The organism is Rhodococcus sp. 05-2254-6 (assembly GCF_002258565.1).
Lineage (GTDB): Bacteria > Actinomycetota > Actinomycetes > Mycobacteriales > Mycobacteriaceae > Rhodococcoides.
Map to the genome: position 1 here is coordinate 1 of NZ_NOZF01000104.1, position 21202 is coordinate 21202.

20 protein-coding genes are annotated in these 21202 nt (G+C 64.6%); 11 read left to right on the plus strand and 9 right to left on the minus strand.

The window, feature by feature from the left end; genetic code table 11:
- The coding region (locus CH256_RS12305) for a radical SAM protein (RefSeq protein WP_143536566.1) at positions 1-633 on the minus strand (633 nt) is incomplete at its 3' end.
- 336 nt (positions 634-969) lie between these two features.
- On the opposite strand from CH256_RS12305, the gene CH256_RS12315 reads away from it, so the two are divergent.
- From CH256_RS12315 to CH256_RS12335, 5 genes are read left to right on the plus strand one after another with little or no spacing between them, the layout of a single operon-like run.
- On the plus strand, positions 970-2688 hold the full coding sequence (locus CH256_RS12315) for a nitrite/sulfite reductase (protein ID WP_094669750.1): 1719 nt from the start codon (positions 970-972) through the stop codon (positions 2686-2688).
- Positions 2685-3395, plus strand: a complete 711-nt coding sequence (locus CH256_RS12320; RefSeq protein WP_094640414.1) for a phosphoadenylyl-sulfate reductase — start codon at positions 2685-2687, stop codon at positions 3393-3395. Before CH256_RS12315 ends, CH256_RS12320 begins: the two co-directional genes overlap by 4 nt.
- Complete coding sequence (gene cysD, locus CH256_RS12325; RefSeq protein WP_068052360.1) at positions 3392-4336, plus strand: sulfate adenylyltransferase subunit CysD; 945 nt, start codon at positions 3392-3394, stop codon at positions 4334-4336. Before CH256_RS12320 ends, cysD begins: the two co-directional genes overlap by 4 nt.
- Positions 4336-5640: a sulfate adenylyltransferase subunit 1 gene (locus CH256_RS12330; RefSeq protein ID WP_094669741.1), complete on the plus strand. Its 1305-nt coding sequence runs from the start codon at positions 4336-4338 to the stop codon at positions 5638-5640. Before cysD ends, CH256_RS12330 begins: the two co-directional genes overlap by 1 nt.
- Complete coding sequence (locus tag CH256_RS12335) at positions 5637-6473, plus strand: sirohydrochlorin chelatase (RefSeq protein WP_094669742.1); 837 nt, start codon at positions 5637-5639, stop codon at positions 6471-6473. Before CH256_RS12330 ends, CH256_RS12335 begins: the two co-directional genes overlap by 4 nt.
- On the opposite strand, the gene CH256_RS12340 is transcribed toward CH256_RS12335, so the two are convergent.
- From CH256_RS12340 to CH256_RS12365, 6 genes are all read right to left on the minus strand, one after another.
- Positions 6433-7488, minus strand: a complete 1056-nt coding sequence (locus CH256_RS12340; protein ID WP_094669743.1) for a sulfate/molybdate ABC transporter ATP-binding protein — start codon at positions 7486-7488, stop codon at positions 6433-6435. The genes CH256_RS12335 and CH256_RS12340 overlap by 41 nt on opposite strands.
- Complete coding sequence (gene cysW / locus CH256_RS12345; protein ID WP_094640196.1) at positions 7488-8288, minus strand: sulfate ABC transporter permease subunit CysW; 801 nt, start codon at positions 8286-8288, stop codon at positions 7488-7490. Before cysW ends, CH256_RS12340 begins: the two co-directional genes overlap by 1 nt.
- Entirely contained in the window at positions 8285-9178 is an 894-nt protein-coding gene (cysT, locus tag CH256_RS12350; RefSeq protein ID WP_082898920.1) for a sulfate ABC transporter permease subunit CysT, read from the minus strand. The genes cysW and cysT overlap by 4 nt, the downstream gene beginning before the upstream one ends.
- A gap of 5 nt (positions 9179-9183) precedes the next feature.
- Positions 9184-10206, minus strand: a complete 1023-nt coding sequence (locus CH256_RS12355; protein ID WP_094640416.1) for a sulfate ABC transporter substrate-binding protein — start codon at positions 10204-10206, stop codon at positions 9184-9186.
- A 203-nt stretch (positions 10207-10409) separates the two neighbouring features.
- Positions 10410-10499: an Ms4533A family Cys-rich leader peptide gene (locus tag CH256_RS28990; RefSeq protein WP_310180897.1), complete on the minus strand. Its 90-nt coding sequence runs from the start codon at positions 10497-10499 to the stop codon at positions 10410-10412.
- Positions 10500-10617: 118 nt separating this feature from the next.
- The gene (locus tag CH256_RS12365; protein ID WP_068052375.1) at positions 10618-10851 is read right to left on the minus strand and encodes a hypothetical protein; all 234 of its coding nucleotides are present in this window, start codon (positions 10849-10851) and stop codon (positions 10618-10620) included.
- 147 nt (positions 10852-10998) lie between these two features.
- Between CH256_RS12365 and CH256_RS12370 the strand changes: the two genes are divergently transcribed.
- On the plus strand, positions 10999-12990 hold the full coding sequence (locus CH256_RS12370) for a glycoside hydrolase family 15 protein (protein ID WP_373454812.1): 1992 nt from the start codon (positions 10999-11001) through the stop codon (positions 12988-12990).
- Positions 12991-13000: 10 nt separating this feature from the next.
- Here CH256_RS12370 and CH256_RS12375 read toward each other — a convergent pair whose 3' ends face one another.
- The gene (locus CH256_RS12375; protein ID WP_094669745.1) at positions 13001-14008 is read right to left on the minus strand and encodes a nitronate monooxygenase; all 1008 of its coding nucleotides are present in this window, start codon (positions 14006-14008) and stop codon (positions 13001-13003) included.
- 126 nt (positions 14009-14134) lie between these two features.
- On the minus strand, positions 14135-16000 hold the full coding sequence (gene lepA / locus CH256_RS12380) for a translation elongation factor 4 (protein WP_094669746.1): 1866 nt from the start codon (positions 15998-16000) through the stop codon (positions 14135-14137).
- Here lepA and CH256_RS12385 point away from each other — a divergent pair.
- The 5 genes from CH256_RS12385 (at position 15993) to CH256_RS12395 (ending at position 21076) form a co-directional block, all read left to right on the plus strand.
- On the plus strand, positions 15993-17423 hold the full coding sequence (locus CH256_RS12385; RefSeq protein ID WP_094669747.1) for a recombinase family protein: 1431 nt from the start codon (positions 15993-15995) through the stop codon (positions 17421-17423). The genes lepA and CH256_RS12385 overlap by 8 nt on opposite strands.
- Positions 17424-17577: 154 nt before the next feature.
- On the plus strand, positions 17578-17889 hold the full coding sequence (locus CH256_RS12390; protein WP_094669748.1) for a helix-turn-helix domain-containing protein: 312 nt from the start codon (positions 17578-17580) through the stop codon (positions 17887-17889).
- A gap of 127 nt (positions 17890-18016) precedes the next feature.
- Positions 18017-18154 carry a hypothetical protein gene (locus CH256_RS28085; RefSeq protein ID WP_179272080.1) on the plus strand — a complete coding sequence of 46 codons (138 nt, stop codon included), beginning with the start codon at positions 18017-18019 and terminating at the stop codon, positions 18152-18154.
- A 61-nt stretch (positions 18155-18215) separates the two neighbouring features.
- Positions 18216-18614: a hypothetical protein gene (locus tag CH256_RS27670; protein ID WP_143536568.1), complete on the plus strand. Its 399-nt coding sequence runs from the start codon at positions 18216-18218 to the stop codon at positions 18612-18614.
- Positions 18611-21076 (plus strand): phage/plasmid primase, P4 family, encoded by a 2466-nt coding sequence (locus CH256_RS12395; protein ID WP_179272081.1) that lies wholly within the window; start codon positions 18611-18613, stop codon positions 21074-21076. Before CH256_RS27670 ends, CH256_RS12395 begins: the two co-directional genes overlap by 4 nt.
- Positions 21077-21202 lie beyond the last annotated feature (126 nt).

The window sequence follows — 21202 nt, forward strand, 5'->3', positions numbered from 1 at the left end:
GAGCACTGCCGCGAGGGACTGGTCCAGATCGCTGTCTCGCTCGCCGGGAGTGCCGTAGATGAGGTCGAGATTGACGTGCTCGAAACCGGCCGCGCGCGCTTCCTTTGCCGCGGCGACCGCTCGACCGGGCGTGTGGGTGCGATCGAGGACGGCAAGCACATGTGGTGCAGCGGACTGCATTCCGAGCGAGATGCGGGTGAAGCCGGCGTCACGAAGCCGGTCGAAGAATTCCGGTGACGTCGATTCCGGGTTGGATTCCGTGGTCACCTCGCCGCCGTCGGTCAATCCGAAACTCGACCGAACCGCACCCAGGACGTCGGCCAGACCGTCGCCCCCGAGCAGTGACGGGGTGCCACCGCCGACGAAGACGGTGTCTGCCGTCGGAACGCGACCCGTGCGGGCCTGCATCAGCCCCGCGGCGGTGTCCAACTCACGTCGCAGACCCTCCAACCAGGACTGCGGCGACGCCGATGTGCCCAGCTCACCCGCCGTGTAGGTGTTGAAGTCGCAGTACCCGCACCGCGTGGCGCAGAACGGAACGTGCACGTAGATCCCGAACGCGCGGTCCCCCACTCCGTCGAACGCCTCGGTCGGCAACTCGAAGGTGGACGGGACGGGTACGACGGTATTCACGCCTTCCAGTGTCCCAGAGTTCGGGCACACCCGATCCCACACGCCCTGCCAGCCTATTTACCTCGAAATCGGGGTAAATAGCCGCCGCGGTCGTCCATCGCCCCGATGACGTGGCACAATGACTCCCGTGACCGACTCAGGAATTCGACTCGTGGCGCGCCGCCATGTCGATCTCGGCCGTGTCTGCAGCGCGTCGTGTCGATACACGACCGGCTGCTGACCAGCCCTCCTTCGAGCACGTCCATTCGATCCACCGGTTTCCCACTGTCGTCGAGCGAGCACTGATCTGCGCTCCCGTACCGGGTACCGGCCAGCACAAAGATGCAGGAGCAATGCATGCCGTCGACCAGCGACGCGACCACCGACGCTGCCTCCGTCACACCACGGGAGCGCACACCGCGTCCGACCAAACGCCGAGCCGAGGGACAGTGGGCACTGGGGTACCGGGAGCCACTGAACGCCAACGAGCAGTCCAAGAAGGACGACAACCCGCTCAACGTGCGAGCCCGCATCGAGAACATCTACTCCAAGCAGGGTTTCGACAGCATCGACAAGGGCGATCTTCGCGGCCGCTTCCGCTGGTGGGGCCTCTACACCCAGCGTGAGCAGGGCTACGACGGCACGTTCACCGGTGACGACAACATCGACCTCCTCGAGGCGAAGTACTTCATGATGCGTATCCGCTGCGACGCGGGCGCACTGAACCTCGAGCAGCTGCGTGTCCTCGCCGGCATCTCCCAGGAGTTCGGTCGCGACACCGCAGACCTGTCCGACCGTGAGAACGTGCAGTTCCACTGGGTCGAGGTGGAGAACGTCCCCGAGATCTGGCGTCGAATCGAAGCGGTCGGCCTGAAGACCACCGAGGCGTGCGGCGACTGCCCCCGAGTGGTGCTCGGTTCCCCGCTCGCGGGCGAGGCCGTCGACGAGATCCTCGACCCCACTTCCGCCATCGACGAGATCGTCGAGCGTTACATCGGCAAGCCCGAGTACTCCAATCTGCCGCGCAAGTTCAAGACGGCGATCTCGGGCCTGCAGGACGTGGTGCACGAGATCAACGACTGCGCGTTCGTCGGCGTCGTGCATCCCGAGCACGGGCCCGGACTCGACCTGTGGGTCGGCGGAGGCCTGTCCACCAACCCCATGCTCGCGCAGCGAGTCGGCGTCTGGGTTCCGCTCGAGGACGTTCCCGACGTATGGGAAGGCGTCGTCTCGATCTTCCGTGACTACGGCTACCGCAGGCTTCGTACCAAGGCGCGCCTGAAGTTCCTAATCAAGGACTGGGGCATCGAGAAGTTCCGCCAGGTCCTCGAGGACGAATACCTGCACCGCAAGCTCATCGACGGCTCGGCGCCCGAGAAGCCCGCTCGGCCCCGCGATCACGTCGGGATCCAGAAGCTCAAGAACGGCCTCAACGCCGTCGGGGTGGCACCCATCGCGGGCCGCGTCTCCGGCACCATCCTCGCCGCCGTCGCCGACGCCGCCGAGAAGGCCGGGTCGGATCGCGTGCGGTTCACGCCGTACCAGAAGCTGATCGTCCTCGACGTTCCCGACGAGACGCTCGAGCAGCTGATCTCCGACCTCGATGCGCTGGGCCTACCTGCCCGGCCCTCGCACTGGCGCAAGAACCTGATGGCGTGCAGCGGCATCGAGTTCTGCAAGCTCTCGTTCGCCGAAACCCGCAAGCGCTCACAGGTTCTCGTCCCCGAGCTCGAAGAGCGCCTGTCCGACATCAACAGCAAACTCGACGTGCCGATCACCATCAACATCAACGGCTGCCCCAATTCGTGCGCACGGTCGCAGATCGCCGACATCGGCTTCAAGGGCCTGTTGGTCGACGACGGGGACGGGAATCAGATCGAGGGTTTCCAGGTTCATCTCGGGGGCAGCCTCGGACTGGACAGTGCGTTCGGCCGAAAGTTGCGCCAGCACAAGGTCAACAGCTCCGAGCTGGGAGATTACATCGACAGAGTGGTGCGCAATTTCGACAAGCACCGCGAGGACGGCGAACGGTTCGCTCAGTGGGCCGTGCGAGCAGACGAGGCGGATTTGCGATGAGTACCAGGTTGAATTTGACGGTGGAGGAATTGAAGGACATCGCCGAGCGCGGTGCCCGCGAACTCGACGGGGCGAGTCCGCTGGAGTTGTTGCAGTGGACCGAGGACAACTTCGGTGACGACTTCATCGTTGCCTCCAACATGCAGGACGGGGTGCTCGTTCACCTCGCTGCACAGGTTCATCCCGGTGTGGACGTGCTGTTCCTCGACACCGGCTACCACTTCGCCGAGACCATCGGGACGCGCGACGCCGTCGAGTCCGTCTACGGCGTCCGGGTCGTCAACGCCCGAGCCGAGAAGACTGTCGCAGAACAGGATGCGATCGACGGCAAGGACCTGTTCGCCCGCGAGCCCAATCGCTGCTGTGCGATGCGCAAGGTCGCCCCGCTGAAGAAGGAACTGGCGAATTACAGCGCCTGGGTCACCGGTATCCGCCGGGTCGAGGCCCCCACCCGCGCCAACGCCCCGCTCATCTCGTTCGACGACGCCTTCGGTCTGGTCAAGATCAACCCGATCGCGCCGTGGTCCGACGAGCAGATGCAGGCCTACATCGACGAACATTCGATTCTGGTCAATCCCCTCGTCGACGAAGGCTATCCGTCCATCGGGTGCGCACCGTGCACCGTCAAACCTGCCCCCGGAGCCGACCCGCGTAGCGGTCGTTGGGCCGGCAAGGCCAAGACCGAATGTGGGTTGCACGCCTCATGACACTCGATCTCACCTCGGCCACCGTCGGTCGGACCCATCTCGACGCAGATCGGTTCGACACCCTCGACGCACTCGAATCCGAGGCCATCCACATCTTCCGTGAGGTGGCGGGCGAGTTCGAGCGCCCCGTCATCCTGTTCTCCGGCGGCAAGGACTCGACCGTTCTGCTGCACCTGGCGATCAAGGCGTTCTGGCCCGCTCCCCTGCCGTTCGCACTGCTGCACGTCGACACCGGACACAACCTGCAGGAGGTGCTGGACTTCCGCGATCACGTGGTCGCCAAATACAACCTGCGTCTGCACGTGGCCAGCGTCGAGGAGTATCTCGCCGACGGACGCCTCACCGAGCGCCCCGACGGCATTCGCAACCCGCTGCAGACCGTGCCCCTCCTCGACGCGATCTCCGAAAATCGGTTCGACGCCGTCTTCGGCGGTGCCCGACGCGACGAGGAGCGGGCCCGTGCGAAAGAGCGGATCTTCTCGCTGCGCAACGCATTCGGCCAGTGGGAGCCCAAGAAGCAGCGACCCGAACTGTGGAACCTGTACAACGGCAAGCATTCCCCCGGCGAGCAGGTGCGCGTGTTCCCGCTCAGCAACTTCACCGAACTCGACATCTGGCGCTACATCGCCCGTGACGACGTGGAACTGGCGAGCATCTACTACGCCCATCAGCGACCCGTCTACCAGCGTGACGGCATGTGGATGACGCCCGGCGTCTGGGGCGGACCGGCCGAGAACGAGGAGCTGCAGACCCTGTCGGTGCGCTACCGCACCGTCGGCGACGGATCAACCACCGGCGCAGTGCTGTCCGAGGCCGCCGACAACGAGGCAATCCTCGCCGAGGTAGCCGCGTCCAGGCTGACCGAACGCGGAGCCACCCGCGGCGACGACCGCGTCTCCGAGGCTGCCATGGAAGATCGCAAACGAGAAGGATACTTCTGATGAGCAGCACAGGAACGCAGCTTCTTCGCCTCGCCACCGCGGGGAGCGTCGACGACGGTAAGTCGACGCTCGTCGGACGGCTCCTCTACGACACCAAATCCGTTCTGGCCGACCAGATCGACGCCGTCACTCGGGCCTCGGTGGACAAGGGGCTGGCCACTCCGGACCTGTCCCTGCTGGTCGACGGCCTGCGCGCCGAGCGTGAACAGGGCATCACCATCGATGTCGCCTATCGCTACTTCGCGACGCCGCACCGCTCGTTCGTACTGGCCGATACCCCCGGCCACGTGCAGTACACCCGCAATACCGTCTCCGGTGCCTCGACGGCTCAGCTCGTCATCCTGCTGGTCGACGCCCGCAAGGGTGTCATCACGCAGACCCGCAGGCACGCAGCGGTTCTCGCTCTGCTCGGCGTTCCGCGCCTGGTACTCGCGGTCAACAAGATCGATCTGGTCGAGGACCCCGCAACGGTGTTCGCCGAGATCTCGGCCGAGTTCAACTCGCTGACCTCCTCCCTCGGCTGGTCCAGCGAGGACGTCATCGAGATCCCGGTGTCCGCACTGCACGGCGACAACGTCGCGGTGAAGTCGGACAAGACCCCGTATTACGACGGACCCACCCTCATCGAGCACCTCGAGTCGGTTCCGGTCGACGCCGAACCGCACCGGGTCGGTCTGCGATTCCCCGTGCAGTACGTGATCCGGCCTCGCACAGCGGAGTTCCCGGACTACCGCGGATATGCCGGCCAGGTCGCGGCGGGCTCCGTCGACGTCGGCGACGAGGTCGTCATCCTGCCCTCCGGCACCCGAACGACAGTCGAGCGCATCGATACCGCGGACGGGGAATTGCGTTCCGCTCATGCCGGACGCAGTGTCACCCTCGTACTCGCCGACGATGTCGACGTCTCGCGCGGCGACACCATCGCCTCCCCGCAGGACGCACCGGAGCCGATCGGCGACTTCGAGGCCACGGTGTGCTGGCTCGCCGAGAAGCCGCTCCGCCCGGGCGCTCGCCTGCTGCTCAAGCACGGCACTCGCACCACCCAGGCCATCGTCGGGACCCTGATCGAGCGATTCGACGAGCAGGAGCTCACCGCACACGAAGGTCCGGAGTCGTTGGAGCTCAATGAGATCGGCCGAATCTCGGTGCGCGTCGCCGAACCCATCGTGGCAGACGACTACGCCGTCAACCGGCACACGGGCAGCTTCCTGCTGATCGATCCGGCCGGCGGCAACACGTTGGCTGCCGGGCTCGTGGGCAACGCTCTGGCTGCCGTCGAGCTGGGGTCGGCAGTTCCGGCGTGAGCGCACTGATCGCGGTTGCCCACGGCAGCCGTGACCCGCGCTCGAGCGCGACGATCCACCGCGCCGTCGACGCCCTGCGTCGGCGGCGACCGGATCTGGACGTGCGCGTGGCGTTTCTCGATCTCTCCGAGCCCGGCGTCGATCAGGTGGTCGACGACCTGGCCGTTGCCGGACACGCACGCATCGTCGCAGTTCCGATGTTGCTGGGCAAGGCTTTTCACGCAAAAGTCGATCTGCCCGAATTACTGCAGGCCGCAAGAACGCGACACCCGCACGTCTCGATAACGCAAGCCGACGTTCTGGGAGACGACCGACTCCTCATCGACGCAGTCCGCGACCGCATCACCGACACCGGTGTCGCAGTAACCGATTCGACGGTCGGAATCGCTCTTGCCGCGGTCGGCTCCTCGGTGGCACCGGCGAATCAGCGCACCCGGGTGATCGCGCAGAAACTGCTCGCCGGAACAGACTGGGCCGGAGCTGTGACCTGCTTTGCGACCTCGGTCTCCCCGTCCCCCACCGATGCGATCGCACAGCTGCGCACGCTGGGAGCCGACCGCATCGTCGTGGCACCCTGGTTCCTGGCCCCCGGACTGCTGACCGACAGGATCGAAGCCTCGGTCGCAGGCCTACCGAATGTGGTGCACGCCGAGGTCATCGGAGCACATCCAGCGCTGGCAGATCTGGTGTCGCGGCGCTACGACTCCGCAGTCTCGATGGGTCGTTCCGCAGGCTCCACTCCTGCGGCACGAGCTGGTGCAGCACCGGAGCCGAACGCTCTACCGCACCGGTTCAACGAACCCGTGCACCAGCAATCGCGTCGGCATCGCTAGCGTCTGCGATTTTCGGCACCCGAGTCGCTCGCACATACACCGTCTCGCCCTCGCACAGACCGAGAGCCTCACTGTCGCCGCGGGTGATCTGCGCCGCGAACAGTTCACCGGTGGCCGCATTCTTCAATTCGACCTTCACCTCGAAGCCGAGGTGCACCACCCGCTCGACGACGGCCCGCGTCACACCGGCCGATTCGGCCGTTCCGCTGGCCTGAGCCTGCGCCAACGACGGGTCACGTCCGACGCGAATGTCGTGCGGCCGCACCAGAAGTCCGTTCAGTCGGGCGACCTGACCGAGGAACGACATCACGAAGTTGTTTGCCGGGCGATCGTAGAGATCCTCCGGACTGCCCACCTGTTCGATGCGGCCCTCGTTGAGCACCGCGATCCGATCGGCGACGTCGAGCGCCTCCTCCTGATCGTGGGTCACCAGCACGGTGGTGACGTGGACCTCGTCGTGCAGTCGTCGCAGCCACGTGCGGAGATCGGCACGCACCTTGGCGTCGAGCGCGCCGAAGGGCTCGTCGAGGAGCAGCACCTGCGGGTCGACGGCGAGTGCGCGGGCCAATGCCATGCGCTGGCGCTGTCCACCGGACAGCTGGGCCGGGTAGCGGCTCTGGAACCCGGCGAGCCCGACGATCTCGAGCAACTCGTCGACCTTCTTGGCGATCTCGGCCTTGGGCCGCTTGCGAATCTGCAGACCGAAGGCGACATTGTCGCGCACTGTGAGGTGCTTGAACGCCGCGTAGTGCTGGAAGACGAACCCGATCTCACGGCGCTGCGGGCTGACCCACGTCACATCCTGACCGGCGAGCACCACCCGGCCGGAATCGAGTTGTTCGAGCCCGGCGATGGAGCGCAGCAGGGTGGACTTGCCCGAGCCACTGGGCCCGAGCAGCGCCGTCAACGATCCCTTGGGGATGTCGATGCTGACGTCGTCGAGCGCTGCGAAGTCGCCGTAGTGCTTGTTGGCACCGACGACGGAGATCTCGATCTCGGGGGATGTCTCGGTCATTACTTCGTCCTCTTCTTGTCGAGGGCCGTCATCAACAGCAGCACGACGACGGCTATCGCCATGAGCAGTGTGGACGCGGCGTACGCGCCCTGTTGATTGAAGTCCTCGTACCGTGAATTGACCAGCAGCGTGAGTGTCTGGGAAATGCCGGGCAAATTGGTCGAGACCATGATCACCGCACCGAACTCGCCGAGCGACCGTGCGACGGTGAGTACCACGCCGTACGTCAACCCCCACCGGATCGCCGGAAGAGTGATGCGCCAGAACGTCTGCCACGACGACGCACCGAGCGTCGAGGCGGCCTCCTCCTGCTCCTCACCGATCTCGTACAGCACGGGTTCGACCTCGCGCACGACGAACGGCAGCGTGACGAAGATCGTCGCGATGACCATGCCAGGAAGCGCGAAAATCACCTTGAAGCCGAGGCTTTCGACGCCGCCGAACCATCCGTTGGCACCCCACAGCAGGATCAGCGCAACGCCGGTGATGATCGGCGACACCGCGAACGGCAGATCGACGATGGCTTCCAGAACACCTTTGCCGCGGAACCGTCCGCGCACGAGCGCCAGGGCGGTCACCACACCGAACACGATGTTGATCGGAACGACTATCGCGACGATCAACAACGACAGCTGCAGTGCCGACTGCGCAGCCGGGGTGGTGATCTGCTCCCAGAAGGCGACGACGCCGTCCTCGAACGTGCGAAACAGGATGGTGCCGAGTGGAAAGAGCACCAGAACGGCGAGATACAGCAGAGCCACGGTGCGCAGCGTCAGCTTGATCGGCAGACCGATTTTCACGAGATCTGCTCCTCACGTCGGGCCAAGCGATTGCCGACCACGCGCAGTACGAACAGCACCGCGAACGCGATCGCCAGCAGCACTACCGAGATCGCCGCCGCGTCGGTGGGACGGTCGTACTCGATGAGCTCACGAATGTATTGGGACGCCACCTGTGTGTCGTTGGGGATGTTGCCGCCGATGAGCACCACCGACCCGAATTCACCGATGGCGCGCGCGAAGGCGAGCCCCCCACCGCTGAGGATCGCCGGCAGCAGGACCGGCAGGACGATGCGACGGAAGATGGTCCAGTTGTTCGCGCCGAGCGAGGCCGCGGCCTCCTCGACGTCCTTGTCGAGCTCGATCAGCACCGGCTGAACCGCTCGCACCACGAACGGCAACGTGACGAACAGCAGCGCGACGATCACCGCGGGCTTGGTTGCGTTGAACACCAACCCGACCGGACTCGCCGGACCGTACAGCGACAGCAGAACCAGGCTCGCCACGATGGTCGGCAGTGCGAACGGCAGATCGATCAGGGCGTTGACGAAACGCTTGCCCGGAAACTCGTCACGAACCAGGACCCACGCGATCAGCGTGCCGAGAAACAGGTTGACCACGGCCGCGGCCACCGACACCTGCAACGTCACCTTGAACGTGGCCAGCGCGCGTTGCTCGGTGACCGCGTTCCAGAAGCCGGTGAGACCGTCGTCGAACGACTGAACCGTCAACGCCGCCAACGGAAGCAGCACGATGACGCTGAGCCACAACACCGCGACGCCGAGTCCGAGCGGACCGACCGATCCCGGGCCACGGAACTTTCGGCCTTCCCGCCCGGCACGAAACCGTCGTGTCGCGCTGGGCGGGACGGTCGAATCCGACGGCGCGGGTTCGCTGCTCGATAGGGACATGATCGCTACCTGGTGCTGTCTTGGTAGATCGTGGCGATGGCACCGTTGTCTCCGAACAGGTCCGCGTCGACCTGCGTCCAGCCACCGAGATCGTCGATGGTGTACAGCTTTTCGGGGGTGAAGAACTTGTCGGAGTACTCCGACGCGATGTCCGGGTTCGTCGGGCGAAAGCCGGCCTCTGCCCAGATCTTCTGCCCCTCGTCGGTGTAGACGAAATCGTTCAGCGCATTGGCGCGATCGAGATTGGCGCTGTCGTTGATCACTGCCACGGGATTGTCTATGCGGAACGTGACGGGAACGTCGACGTGCTCCACGCTCTGCCCCTGTTCCTCGATCAGGAGTGCTTCGTTCTCGTAGCTGAGCAACGCATCACCCTGGCCCTGTAGGAAGGCTTCGGTTGCGGCGCGGCCGGATTCGGGCTGAACCGGGAAGTGATCGGCAACGAGGGTGCGAACGAAGTCGAGACCGGCCTGCTTGTCCTGTCCGCCGTTGCTCTTCGCCGCGTAGGGGGCGAGCAGGTTCCACTTGGCCGAACCCGAACTGAGCGGGCTGGGGCTGATGACCTGAACGTCGGGCTTGACCAAATCGTCCCAGGTACGGATGTTCTTGGGGTTGCCCTCGCGCACGACGATGGTCACCACGGAGCCGAACGGCACTCCGGCGTAGGCATTCTGGTTCCAGTCCTCGTCGACCTTGCCTGCCTGCACCAGACGGGTGATGTCGGGCTCGACCGAGAAGTTGACGATATCGGCGGGTGCGCCGTCGGCCACCTTGCGTGACTGGTTGCCCGATGCGCCGTAGTCCGCGTTGATCGCCGTTCCGTCACCGTCCTCGGTTGCAGCGAAGGCGGGACCGATTGCGTCCCAACCATTCTTGGGGACGGCGTAACCCACGAGGGTCAGTGCGGGGCCGCTCGCGGTGTCCGGCTCGCCGCCGACGACGTCACTGGATCCGCCGTTGCATGCGGTGAGCAGAAGGGTTCCCACAGCCGCGAACGTGGTCAGCAGGTAGCGAGAGCTGTGCCTCATCGAGAAAAGGCCTTTCGTGACAGTGTGCAATGAGTACGAACTGGGCATGGTCGACATTCCCGAAGTCGAACCGGTGCACCACCGTGGCCGCGAGTCATCGCGAGATCACCGAGGGCGGCAGAAAGTACGTCGTGAACCGCCCGGCCCCGAGAAGTAGGCGCGTGGGCAACGGATCGACGGAACCGATTCGACGAAGGAAAGAATCAACAACAGTCGATATCGGCGACTGCCAGCATGCCGACAGCGATCAACGCCAACTGATGGCGGACGCGGTACTCGGCGGCAGAAGACACGGTCAGAAATCTAGCAGAGGTTCCGGACCGACTCTAATCGGCTATCTAGTGAGCAACCAGGCGATGACAACCAGCACCAGCAGCGCGATGAGCGCCAACGTGACCCGAGACCGTGGCATTACTGTCCATCCTTCGTCGTAGTGGTGGCCGCACCCGTCGGCTCCGCATCGCGAGCCGCCCGTGCATCACGCCCGAGCACGTGCAGAACCACCGCGAGCACACGATCGAACACTCGTGCCAGCAGGAACGCGGTAGGCACGATGACCAGCAGCACGACTACCGACTGCGGCACGAACGGCAAACCCGTCACCCACAGTTCGACGCCGTCCCACCAGCGTGCGATCGATTCCACCCTCGCAGCTTAAACCAGCTCGTTCCGCTCTCACGCCACGCCGATCGACGACCAGCAGTGGACGCATGCCATCTATCGGTCGATGATTACGCCATGACGGCATACGAAGATCTTTCGCCAGTGCCCCCGGTGGCCGACGAGCCCGCCATGGGGTCGGGGCATCCAGGTTTGGGCGGGGTCGAGGTCCAGGGAGCGTTGGGCAGCACCGACGCACCGGTGTCCACCCTGACGTCCTACCGGAGCGCCTTTCCGCCGATCGACGACTATGCGTTCCTCTCGGACTGCGAGACGACCTGCTTGATCGCTCGAAACGGATCGGTCGAGTGGATGTGCGTGCCTCGGCCGGACTCCCCCAGCATCTTCGGCGCGGTTCTCGATCGCAGCGCAGGCCATTTCCGTGTCGGGCCGTACGGTCAATCGGTCCCCGCGGCACGGCGGTATCTGCCCGGTGGCCTGATCGTCGAGACGACGTGGCAGACCGAGACCGGTTGGCTCATCGTCCGCGACGCACTCGTCATGGGACCGTGGCACAACACCGATCAACGCTCTCGCACTCACAAGCGCGCACCGAGCGACTGGGACGCCGAACACATCCTGCTGCGCACCATCAAGTGCGTCAGCGGCACAGTCGAACTCGAGATGAGCTGCGAGCCCGCCTTCGACTACCACCGCGCGCCGGCGAAGTGGGAGTACACCGGCAAGGTGTACGAGGAGACCACCGCCACCTGCGAGGCCAGTGCGGGCGGCGATCAGCCCACATTGAAGCTGACCACCAATCTCCGCATCGGCATCGAAGGACGTGAAGCCCGCGCCCGCACTCGAATGACGGAGGGCGACAACGTGTTCGTCGCTCTGTCGTGGTCGGATCTGCCTGCGCCGCAGACGTTCGAGGAGGCCGCGGACAAGATGTGGCGCACGTCCGAATGCTGGCGGCAGTGGATCACGATCGGCCGGTTCCCCGATCACCCGTGGCGGGGTTACCTGCAGCGCAGTGCCCTGACGCTCAAGGGACTGACCTACGCCCCCACCGGCGCGCTGCTGGCGGCGTCGACCACCTCGCTTCCGGAAACGCCGGGTGGAGAACGGAATTGGGACTACCGCTACACGTGGGTACGCGACTCGACGTTCGCACTGTGGGGCCTCTACACACTCGGACTCGACCGGGAGGCCAACGACTTCTTCGCGTTCATGTCCGATGTGGCGACAACGGCGAACGGCGAGGTCAATCCGCTCCAGGTCATGTACGGCATCGGCGGCGAGAAGACACTCGACGAGAGCGAGTTGCCGCACCTGTCCGGATACGACGGCGCACGTCCGGTCCGTATCGGCAACGGAGCCTACGACCAAGAGCAGCACGACATCTGGGGCACGATGCTCGACTCGGTGTATCTGCACGTCAAGTCGCGCGAGCACGTCCCCGAATTCCTGTGGCCCCTGCTCAAGCGACAGGTGGAGGAGGCGATCGCCAACTGGCGCAAGCCCGATCGCGGCATCTGGGAGGTGCGCGGTGAACCGCAGCACTTCACCTCCTCGAAGCTCATGTGTTGGGTCGCACTCGACCGCGGGGCCAAGCTCGCCGACATCCACGGCGAGAAGGAGTATTCGGCCAAGTGGAACGAAATCGCCGACGAGATCAAGGCCGACATTCTCGAGAACGGCACCGATTCTCGGGGTGTCCTCACTCAGCGCTACGGTGACCCGTCGCTGGATGCGTCACTGCTGCTCGCACCGCTGCTTCGATTCCTACCTGCCGAGGACGAACGCATTCGCGCGACAGTGCTCGCCATCGCCGACGAGCTGACCGAGGACGGCCTGGTCCTGCGCTACCGAACCGACACCACCGACGACGGTCTGGCGGGAGAGGAAGGTACGTTCACCATCTGCTCCTTCTGGCTCGTGTCGGCGCTGGTCGAGATCGGTGAGCTCCCTCGGGCCAAGCACCTCTGCGAGCGTCTGTTGGGATACGCGAGCCCACTCAAGCTCTACGCCGAGGAGATCGACCACCGCACAGGCCGTCACCTCGGTAACTTCCCGCAGGCGTTCACCCACCTCGCACTCATCAACGCGGTGGTGCACGTCATCCGCGCCGAGGAAGCTCAGGTGGCAGGGCACTTCCAGCCCGCCCACTCCAACCCCTGAGAGGGAGGGCTCAGCGGCCGAGTTGTCTCGCCCATTCGGCGATCAGCTCGGCCGCGGGCTTCGCCTGAGCACGGCGGTGACCGGTTCCGGCCCACATCGACAGTCCCGACGGATCGCCTGCCGCCGCGGCCTTCGCTCGCATCGGAGCGGTCAGGTAGTGCAGATCGGGATAGGCCAGCGGTGCGACATCGGAATTCTCGCGCATGAACTCGTTCACCAGACCCCGCGCAGGGCGGCCGGAGAATGCCTTGGTCACCGCGGTGTCGGGAGCGAGCGTCAGTTGCTCGCGGTGTACGGGTTTGGTGCCGGCCTCGGGTGTGTTCAGCAACGCCGTACCGAGCTGAGCCGCGTGCGCAAGACCCGAATCGAGCAGTGGCGCAATGTCGTTGCCGTCCATCAATCCACCTGCAGCGATTCGCGGTAGGTCGGATGTCTCGCGCACTGCGATCAGCAGTTCGGTCAGTGGTTCGTCCGGGGCCGACCCGTCGAACGTGCCTCGGTGCCCGCCCGCTTCGGGTCCCTGCACCACGAGCGCGTCCACCCCGTTCGCGGTGGCCACCGATGCGTCCGACGCGGTGGCGACGGTGGCCCACACCTCGGTTCCCACGGCGTGCAACTGGGCGACCTCGTCCGCGTCGAACGTCGCGAACGTACTCGATACCAGCGGTACCGGGTGTGCCAGCAGCCAGGCGAACTTCTCGGCGTAGAAGTCGTCCCGGCGCACCAACTCTCCCGGCTCCGCATCGAAACGCTCGAACCAGGAAGTCAGGTGCTCGGCATAGGACGCCACATCCGCACCCGATGGCTCCTCCGGCAGAAAGAGATTGACACCGAACAGCAGATCGCGCACCGAATCGATCTGCGCCGCAAAGGCTTCGGGTGTCAACAGCGCACCGGCGATCATGCCGAGCCCACCTGCCTCCGACACCGCACGGGCGAGTTCGGGAGTACTCGGGCCACCTGCCATCGGCGCACCGACAACGGGAACACGCAGCTGCTTCAGAATCGGCGTCGTCACAGGTTCGAAATGTACTCGCCCGCCATGTGCGGCTGGATGTGGTGGGGACCGCGCGCCCTCACTGACAACTGCGCGCCCCGGCTCCGATGCGAGTAGGGGCGTGCAGTCGACAGAAAGGAGGTGAGGTTACTTCTTGGGCTTGTCCGACGAGGATTCCGAGGACAGTGCGGCGACAAAGGCTTCCTGCGGCACCTCGACGCGGCCGATCGTCTTCATCCGCTTCTTGCCCTCTTTCTGCTTCTCGAGCAGCTTGCGCTTACGGCTGATGTCGCCGCCGTAGCACTTGGCCAGCACGTCCTTGCGGATCGCGCGGATGTTCTCGCGGGCGATGATGCGAGATCCGATGGCGGCCTGGATCGGCACCTCGAACTGCTGGCGCGGAATCAGTTCCTTGAGCTTGGTCGTCATCTTGTTGCCGTAGGCCGCGGCGTTGTCCTTGTGCACGATCGCCGAGAACGCGTCCACGGCCTCACCCTGCAGCAGGATGTCGACCTTGACCAGCGCACCGGCCTGCTCGCCGATCTCCTCGTAGTCGAGGCTGGCGTATCCGCGTGTTCGGGACTTCAGGATGTCGAAGAAGTCGAAGATGATCTCGGCCATGGGAATGGTGTACCGCAGCTCGACGCGGGTCTCGGACAGATAGTCCATGCCCCCGAGTTCTCCGCGTCGTCCCTGGCACAGTTCCATGATGGAACCGATGAATTCGCTCGGCGAGATGATGGTGCACTTGACCATCGGCTCGAACACTTCGCGCGCTTTGCCCTCGGGCCAGTACGACGGATTGGTGACGATGTGCTCGGCACCGTCTTCCATCTCGACGCGGTAGACCACGTTCGGCGACGTCGAGATCAGGTCCAGGTTGAACTCTCGCTCGAGCCGCTCGCGGGTGATCTCCATGTGCAGCAGACCGAGGAAGCCGCAGCGAAAACCGAAGCCGAGAGCCACCGATGTCTCCGGCTCGTACGTCAGTGCCGCGTCGTTGAGCTGCAGCTTCTCGAGAGCGTCACGCAGATCGGGGTAATCCGAACCGTCGAGCGGATAGAGGCCCGAGTACACCATCGGACGGGGCTCGCGGTAACCGGTGAGCGGCTCGGTCGCACCCTTGCGGAAGGTGGTGACGGTATCGCCGACCTTGGACTGGCGGACGTCCTTCACGCCGGTGATGAGGTACCCCACTTCGCCGACGCCCAGGCCCTTGGTCGCCTTCGGATCGGGTGAGACGATCCCGACCTCGAGCAGCTCGTGCGTCGAGCCGGTCGACATCATCGTGACCTTCTCGCGCGGATTCAGCGCACCGTCGACCACGCGAACGTAGGTGACGACGCCGCGGTAGGTGTCGTAGACCGAGTCGAAGATCATCGCGCGGGCAGGCCCGTCCGGGTTGCCGACCGGGGCCGGAACCAGCTTGACGACCTCGTTGAGAAGTTCCTCGACGCCCACACCCGTCTTACCGGACACGCGGAGCACGTCGTCGGCCTCGCACCCGATGATGTGGGCGATCTCGGCGGCGTAGCGGTCCGGGTCGGCGGCGGGCAGGTCGATCTTGTTCAGCACCGGGATGATGGTGAGCTCTTTGTCGAGAGCGAGGTACAGATTCGCGAGCGTCTGCGCCTCGATGCCCTGCGCGGCGTCGACGAGCAGCACTGCACCTTCGCAAGCCTCGAGGGCGCGCGATACCTCGTAGGTGAAGTCGACGTGGCCGGGCGTGTCGATGAGGTGCAGCACGAATTCCTCGCCGTCGACGACCCACGGGAGCCGGACGTTCTGCGCCTTGATGGTGATGCCGCGCTCGCGCTCGATATCCATCCGGTCCAGGTACTGAGCGCGCATCGACCGGTCGTCGACGACGCCCGTGAGCTGCAACATCCGGTCGGCCAGCGTCGACTTGCCGTGGTCGATGTGGGCGATGATGCAGAAGTTCCTGATCCTGGACGGATCGGTGAACGTCGTGTCGGCGAAGCTAGTAATGGGACACTCCTGAGCTATGAACAGTAAGGACGATGTAAGCGCACGTCAAGCGATAGTCTACTGTCGCATTTCCCAGGATCGGGACGGCACTGCACTTGGCGTAGAACGCCAGCGCCAGGACTGCGAAGCTCTCGCGGTGCAGCTGGGATGGAATGTTGTTCGTGTCGAGACCGACAACGACATTTCTGCCGCCTCGGGCAAGCGCCGACCCGGTTACGAGGCGCTGCTTGCTGCGCTCGAGGACGGAACCGCGAACGCGGTGCTCTGCTGGCACACCGACCGTCTCCACCGTCGACTCATCGACCTGATTCCGTTCATCGACCTGTGCAAGCGTCAGGCCGTAGAAGTGCGCTCCGTTCGATCAGGGCACCTCGATCTATCGTCCGCAACCGGGCAAACGAACGCGTTGCTCGCGGGCGTGCTGGCCCACAACGAGATCGAGCAGACGCGCGAGCGGATCCAACGGCAAAAGCTCGATGCAGCCGCGACGGGCAAGTACCGCGGTGGTCCCCGGCCGTTCGGCTACGAGCCGGGTGGAATGGTGATCCGCGAGTCCGAAGCGGAATTGATCCGTGACGCTACTCGACGCGTGCTCGCGGGGGTGTCACTGCGCTCGATCGTCCACGAGTGGGCCGCGGCGTCGATCAACACTTCACTCGGCAAACCATTCACCGTGACCGGTCTACGCGGGCTCCTGATCCGCTGGCGCAACGCGGGAAGGATCGAGCGGCACGGAGTACTGCTCGACGGCAAGGCGCAATGGCCTCCGTTGGTCTCCGAAGACGAGCTACGCGCTGTCCGATCCGTTCTCAGTGATCCCTCGCGTCGGACGACACTCAAGCGCCAGCGGCAGTGGCTCGGAAGCGGCGTCTACCGGTGCATCTGCGGGTCGACGATGCGATCCTCAGGCACTGGACGAACGGCAAAAGGTCAGCGGCGCACCGTCTATCGGTGCCGATGGGCAACGGCTCACCCAGGGCAAGGCGAGCACTCGAGCCGCGGGGCCGAGGCGACAGACCTGTTCGTCGAAACCGCAATTGTCGAGCGGCTACAGCAACCGGAGGCCGTCAAACTGTTCGTACCCGACGGTGTCGACGTCGACGAACTTCGGCTCAAGCGTGACGTACTCGGCGGTCGCCTGACCGAGGTCGCCGACATGTTTGCAACCGGCTCGATCACGTCCGACCAGTTGCGCACTATCACCGCTCGGCTCACCACGGAGCGAGACTCGATCGACAGCGAGCTCTCACGGGTCCGCGCGAGCGGCGACCTCGCCGACATCGTCCTGTCCGAGAACATCGCCGAACGTTGGGCAAACGAGCTCGATCTGGACGTCCGCGCGCGAATCGTCGACGCCATGGCGACTGTGACTCTGTTGCCTGGCAATAGCCGCGCACCGGAGGGCGGCTATTTCAACGAGGATCTGGTGCGGATCGAGTGGCACTGATCGCCCGACCGTTGTAAGCCTTGCGTCTCGATGCGTTCTCGCACAACGCTTTTCGTGATCTAGCTAGTTGCGAAGCCGCGATCCTCGAAGTACCTTGGGCGAATCAAGCGCAGCGAAACAACAGAAACGCTGTCCCGCACCGAGACGAGTCGACATGACCAAAAAGCCGTCAATCACAGAAACCATCAACGAGATGCTGTCCACGGAGTACTTCCGTCGATTCACCAAGGGAGACAACGTTCCCGGAGAGCAGCACATCAAGGTGTTCTACGAGACTGCAAGCGCACCTAGTGCGACCGTCGCCGCTGAATACCTGAGACTCACACGCGGCGTATCAGTCAGTGCCGGGGCTCTCGCTGCAGCCGTACGCCGAGGAGAGTTGACGGCTTACAAGATCGGAAACAGCCTTCACTTCGCCCCCGTCGACCTCGACGCCTGGCTCGAATCACGCAAGGTCGGAGCATGACCGACGACGAGCGGCAGCGGATCCGCGAGGCGGCGCGCAGAGTCGCCGCTACCGCTCCCCCGATCCCCGACCACGCCGCTCGGATCATCCGCGAAGCGTTCCGTGCCAGACCATTGAGAGTCCCAAGATGACCGACGCACAAAGCCGCGCAATCGAGGCCTACGCACAATCGGTGGCCGACGCCGCGCCGCCGCTGACCGAGGACCAAAAGACCGCCGTTCGTCGAGCAGTCAGGGCCGGTCGCGCCACCGAACGGCAGCAGTAACCCACCACCACCACCACGCGACAACCATCAAAACTGAATGTTCCAAACGAACGGAATGCAAATGAACATTGTTGCCGCGCAAGCAAAAACGGCCCACCCGGGAGGAATGGACCGTTTCGCAGAAGCAGAGCACCACCACAGCGCTTGTCAGACCGCTACAGCTGATGATAGCACTATCTCGTCGTCGATCGAGGCATTCTTTGCGGGGTTGTCCTGGAAAGTCGTTCTGGGAGAATGGGTTGGGACCGAATACGAACTCGAGTTCACCAGCGACCACTACATCGTATTGCCCGAGTACGGAAACGTCGCACACGGCAAGGTTCTCCGAGGCGAAGGCTACCGCTGTACCGATAACAGTTGTGGCTTCGAAGATCTGACCGGACAGCGCGTTCACCGCGAGCGTGTCGAGTTGGTCGATCTCGAGGCGACTATCGCACGACTGACGGCGGGTGCTGCGTGAATCCGGTGGCCAAGGCGGGCCGAATCTACCTCGAACATGGCTGGTCCGAACCCTTCCCGACGCCACAGGGGAAGAAGATGCCGCCGCCGAAAGGTGTCACTGGAAACGTACCCATATCTGCGACCCACGACGTGCTCGGCCGACTGGACGACGCTCCGGACGGCGCAAACCTCGCGTTGCGTATGCCCCAGAGCGTCGTGATCAGCGGGCAGTCCTACGACGTCATCGGCATCGACGTCGATCATCACGATGACAAGCACGGAGGCGACACGCTCGCTGCCCTCGAGCTGGAACTGGGGCCACTGCCCACAACCTGGCGCAACTCGTCCCGCGCAGAGCCTGGCCACGGTCACTTCTTCTTTCGTGTCCCCGCGGGCCGCAACTGGAGGGGGCAGGCAGGCCCGAGTATCGAGATCCTGAGACCCACACATCGTTACGCGGTGGCGTGGCCGAGCGTGGTCGACGGACGTGCGTACCGATGGGATTTCGGCGGTGCCGCGATGGACGTCGGTGCAGTCCCCGCGGTGGGGGCGCTTCCCGAGCTCCCCGAGGCGTGGGTACGGCGGCTGTGCACCGGTACCGCGGTGCCGATGCGCACCGTCGATGCCTCGGACCTCTCCGACGCCCGAGAGGCTCGACTGTGGCTCTCGCACACCGTTCACGGCTACGACGCTCCTATGTGCGACGAGATCGCGCAGCGGGTCGACCTCGATCTACTGGGCGTGAGCATGAAGGCCGGCGCACACGACGCGCTGACCACCGTCACGCATCATGTGATCGCGTTGGCCGCGGAAGGCCGGCACGGACTCGAGGCCGCGCTCGACCAGGTCTGGTCTGCGTTCCGCGACGAGGTGGTCGACGGTGGTCGACGGGGCGAAGAAGCCGCACGGACAGAGTTCGATCGAGCCGTACTCGGCGCAGCCCAGAAGTTGCGCCGAGACCTCGAGGACGGTCTGACCACGATCGCTACGACACCGATCGTGGCGGGAGAGTTCGACGCGCTCCCCGACGGTGCCACGACGGCAGTGAGAGCACACACAACGCGAGTGTTCGCCAAGGGAGCAGACTCGGAACACCCTGTCGCCGAACTATTTTCGGTGTTCCTGGAAGGTCGAGCACGCTACCTGACCGAAACGCGTCGATTCGTGGTGTGGAACGGCTTGCGCTGGGTGGAGCATCCCGACCAAGCAGCGGTGCGCGCCATTTTCAACAACGAGTTTCGGCACACCGTAGAGGTGATGTCAGGTCAAGGAGACGCGGACGAGTGCGAGTGGAAAGCACCGGGCGGTTCACTCGCCTACGGAAACCACGTCGCCGAGCTGGTAAAGGAGTTCCCCGAGCTGCACGCGCTCGCCACCGACTTCGACGTCGCCGCAGAGGAATTGAACACCCCGGCCGGAATCGTGAATCTGCGGACGGGAACGGTGCGACCGCACGACGCGGCTGCATTGCATACGCGGATCACCGAAGTAGCCCCCGACTTCACCGCGAAAGCAACGCGATTCCTGGCGTGGCTTCGACTGGTGACGCTCGCAGACGATGCGTTGATCGGCTACCTACAGTGGGTGCTCGGACAAGCTCTTCTCGGCGTACGGGGAGCGGAACATCTGTTCGTGTTGTTCGGCGAGGGTGGGTCGGGCAAGAGCAGCCTGGTCGGGCTTCTCAAGGCCGTGCTCGGTATCGGTTCGACCGGATACGCCCACCAGGTGCCAGGCACGTTTTTCATGCAGACGCGCAACCCGAAGCACGAGTCCGAGTTGCACGACGTCAAAGGCCGTCGCGCCCTCATCGGCTCCGAGCTGCCCACGACGGGCCACTGGAACGAGCCCCGGTTCAAGTCCCTTACCGGTGACGGGCACGCCACAGCGGCCAAGAAGGGGGTCGATTCCGAGACGTTCCGGCTGCAAGCGACGGTGCTGGTGGACACCAACGCGTTTCCGTCGCTCACCGAGGTAGGTCGCGCCGAGCGACGTCGTATCCGAGCTATCCCGTTCGAGTACGACTTCACCTCGAACACCGGAGCGGACGGCCCTGACCCCCGGTTCGTCGCCAAGCTGATCGATGCGGAAGGACCGGCCATCGCGGCGTGGTTGTGCGAGGGGGCGCGGAGGTACCTCGCACAGTCGCCGCCAGCGGTACCCGCACGAGTACAGCAACTTTCGGATCAGTTGCTGGGCGACACCGACGTCGTCTCGGCTTTCGTGGAGGACGAGTGCGCGCTGGTACAGGACGCGAGCGAGCTCAACGAGCATGTGTACGCCTCATTCGACGCGTGGCGACAGCGTCAGGGTCTCCCGCATAGGTCCTCCCGCTGGCTGATGCCCCAGCTCAAGGCCAAGTTCGGACTGATCATCGATCACCGTCCGACGGGGACGAAGCGGCACACCGTCGGGCTGATGTTGAACAACGTGCCAGGCCCGAAACTCACTCTGAAAGTCGGCTCGGCAGGCGAGGACCAGTGATGGCTACTGCCACTAGTCCTGCCACTTCTTGCCAGGAGTCGGCGGGGTATGTGGCAGTCCCGAAATCCCCTCTGACCTGCATATATATCCCTACTCCCCCTCTTTACTGCCACTACTGCCACATAG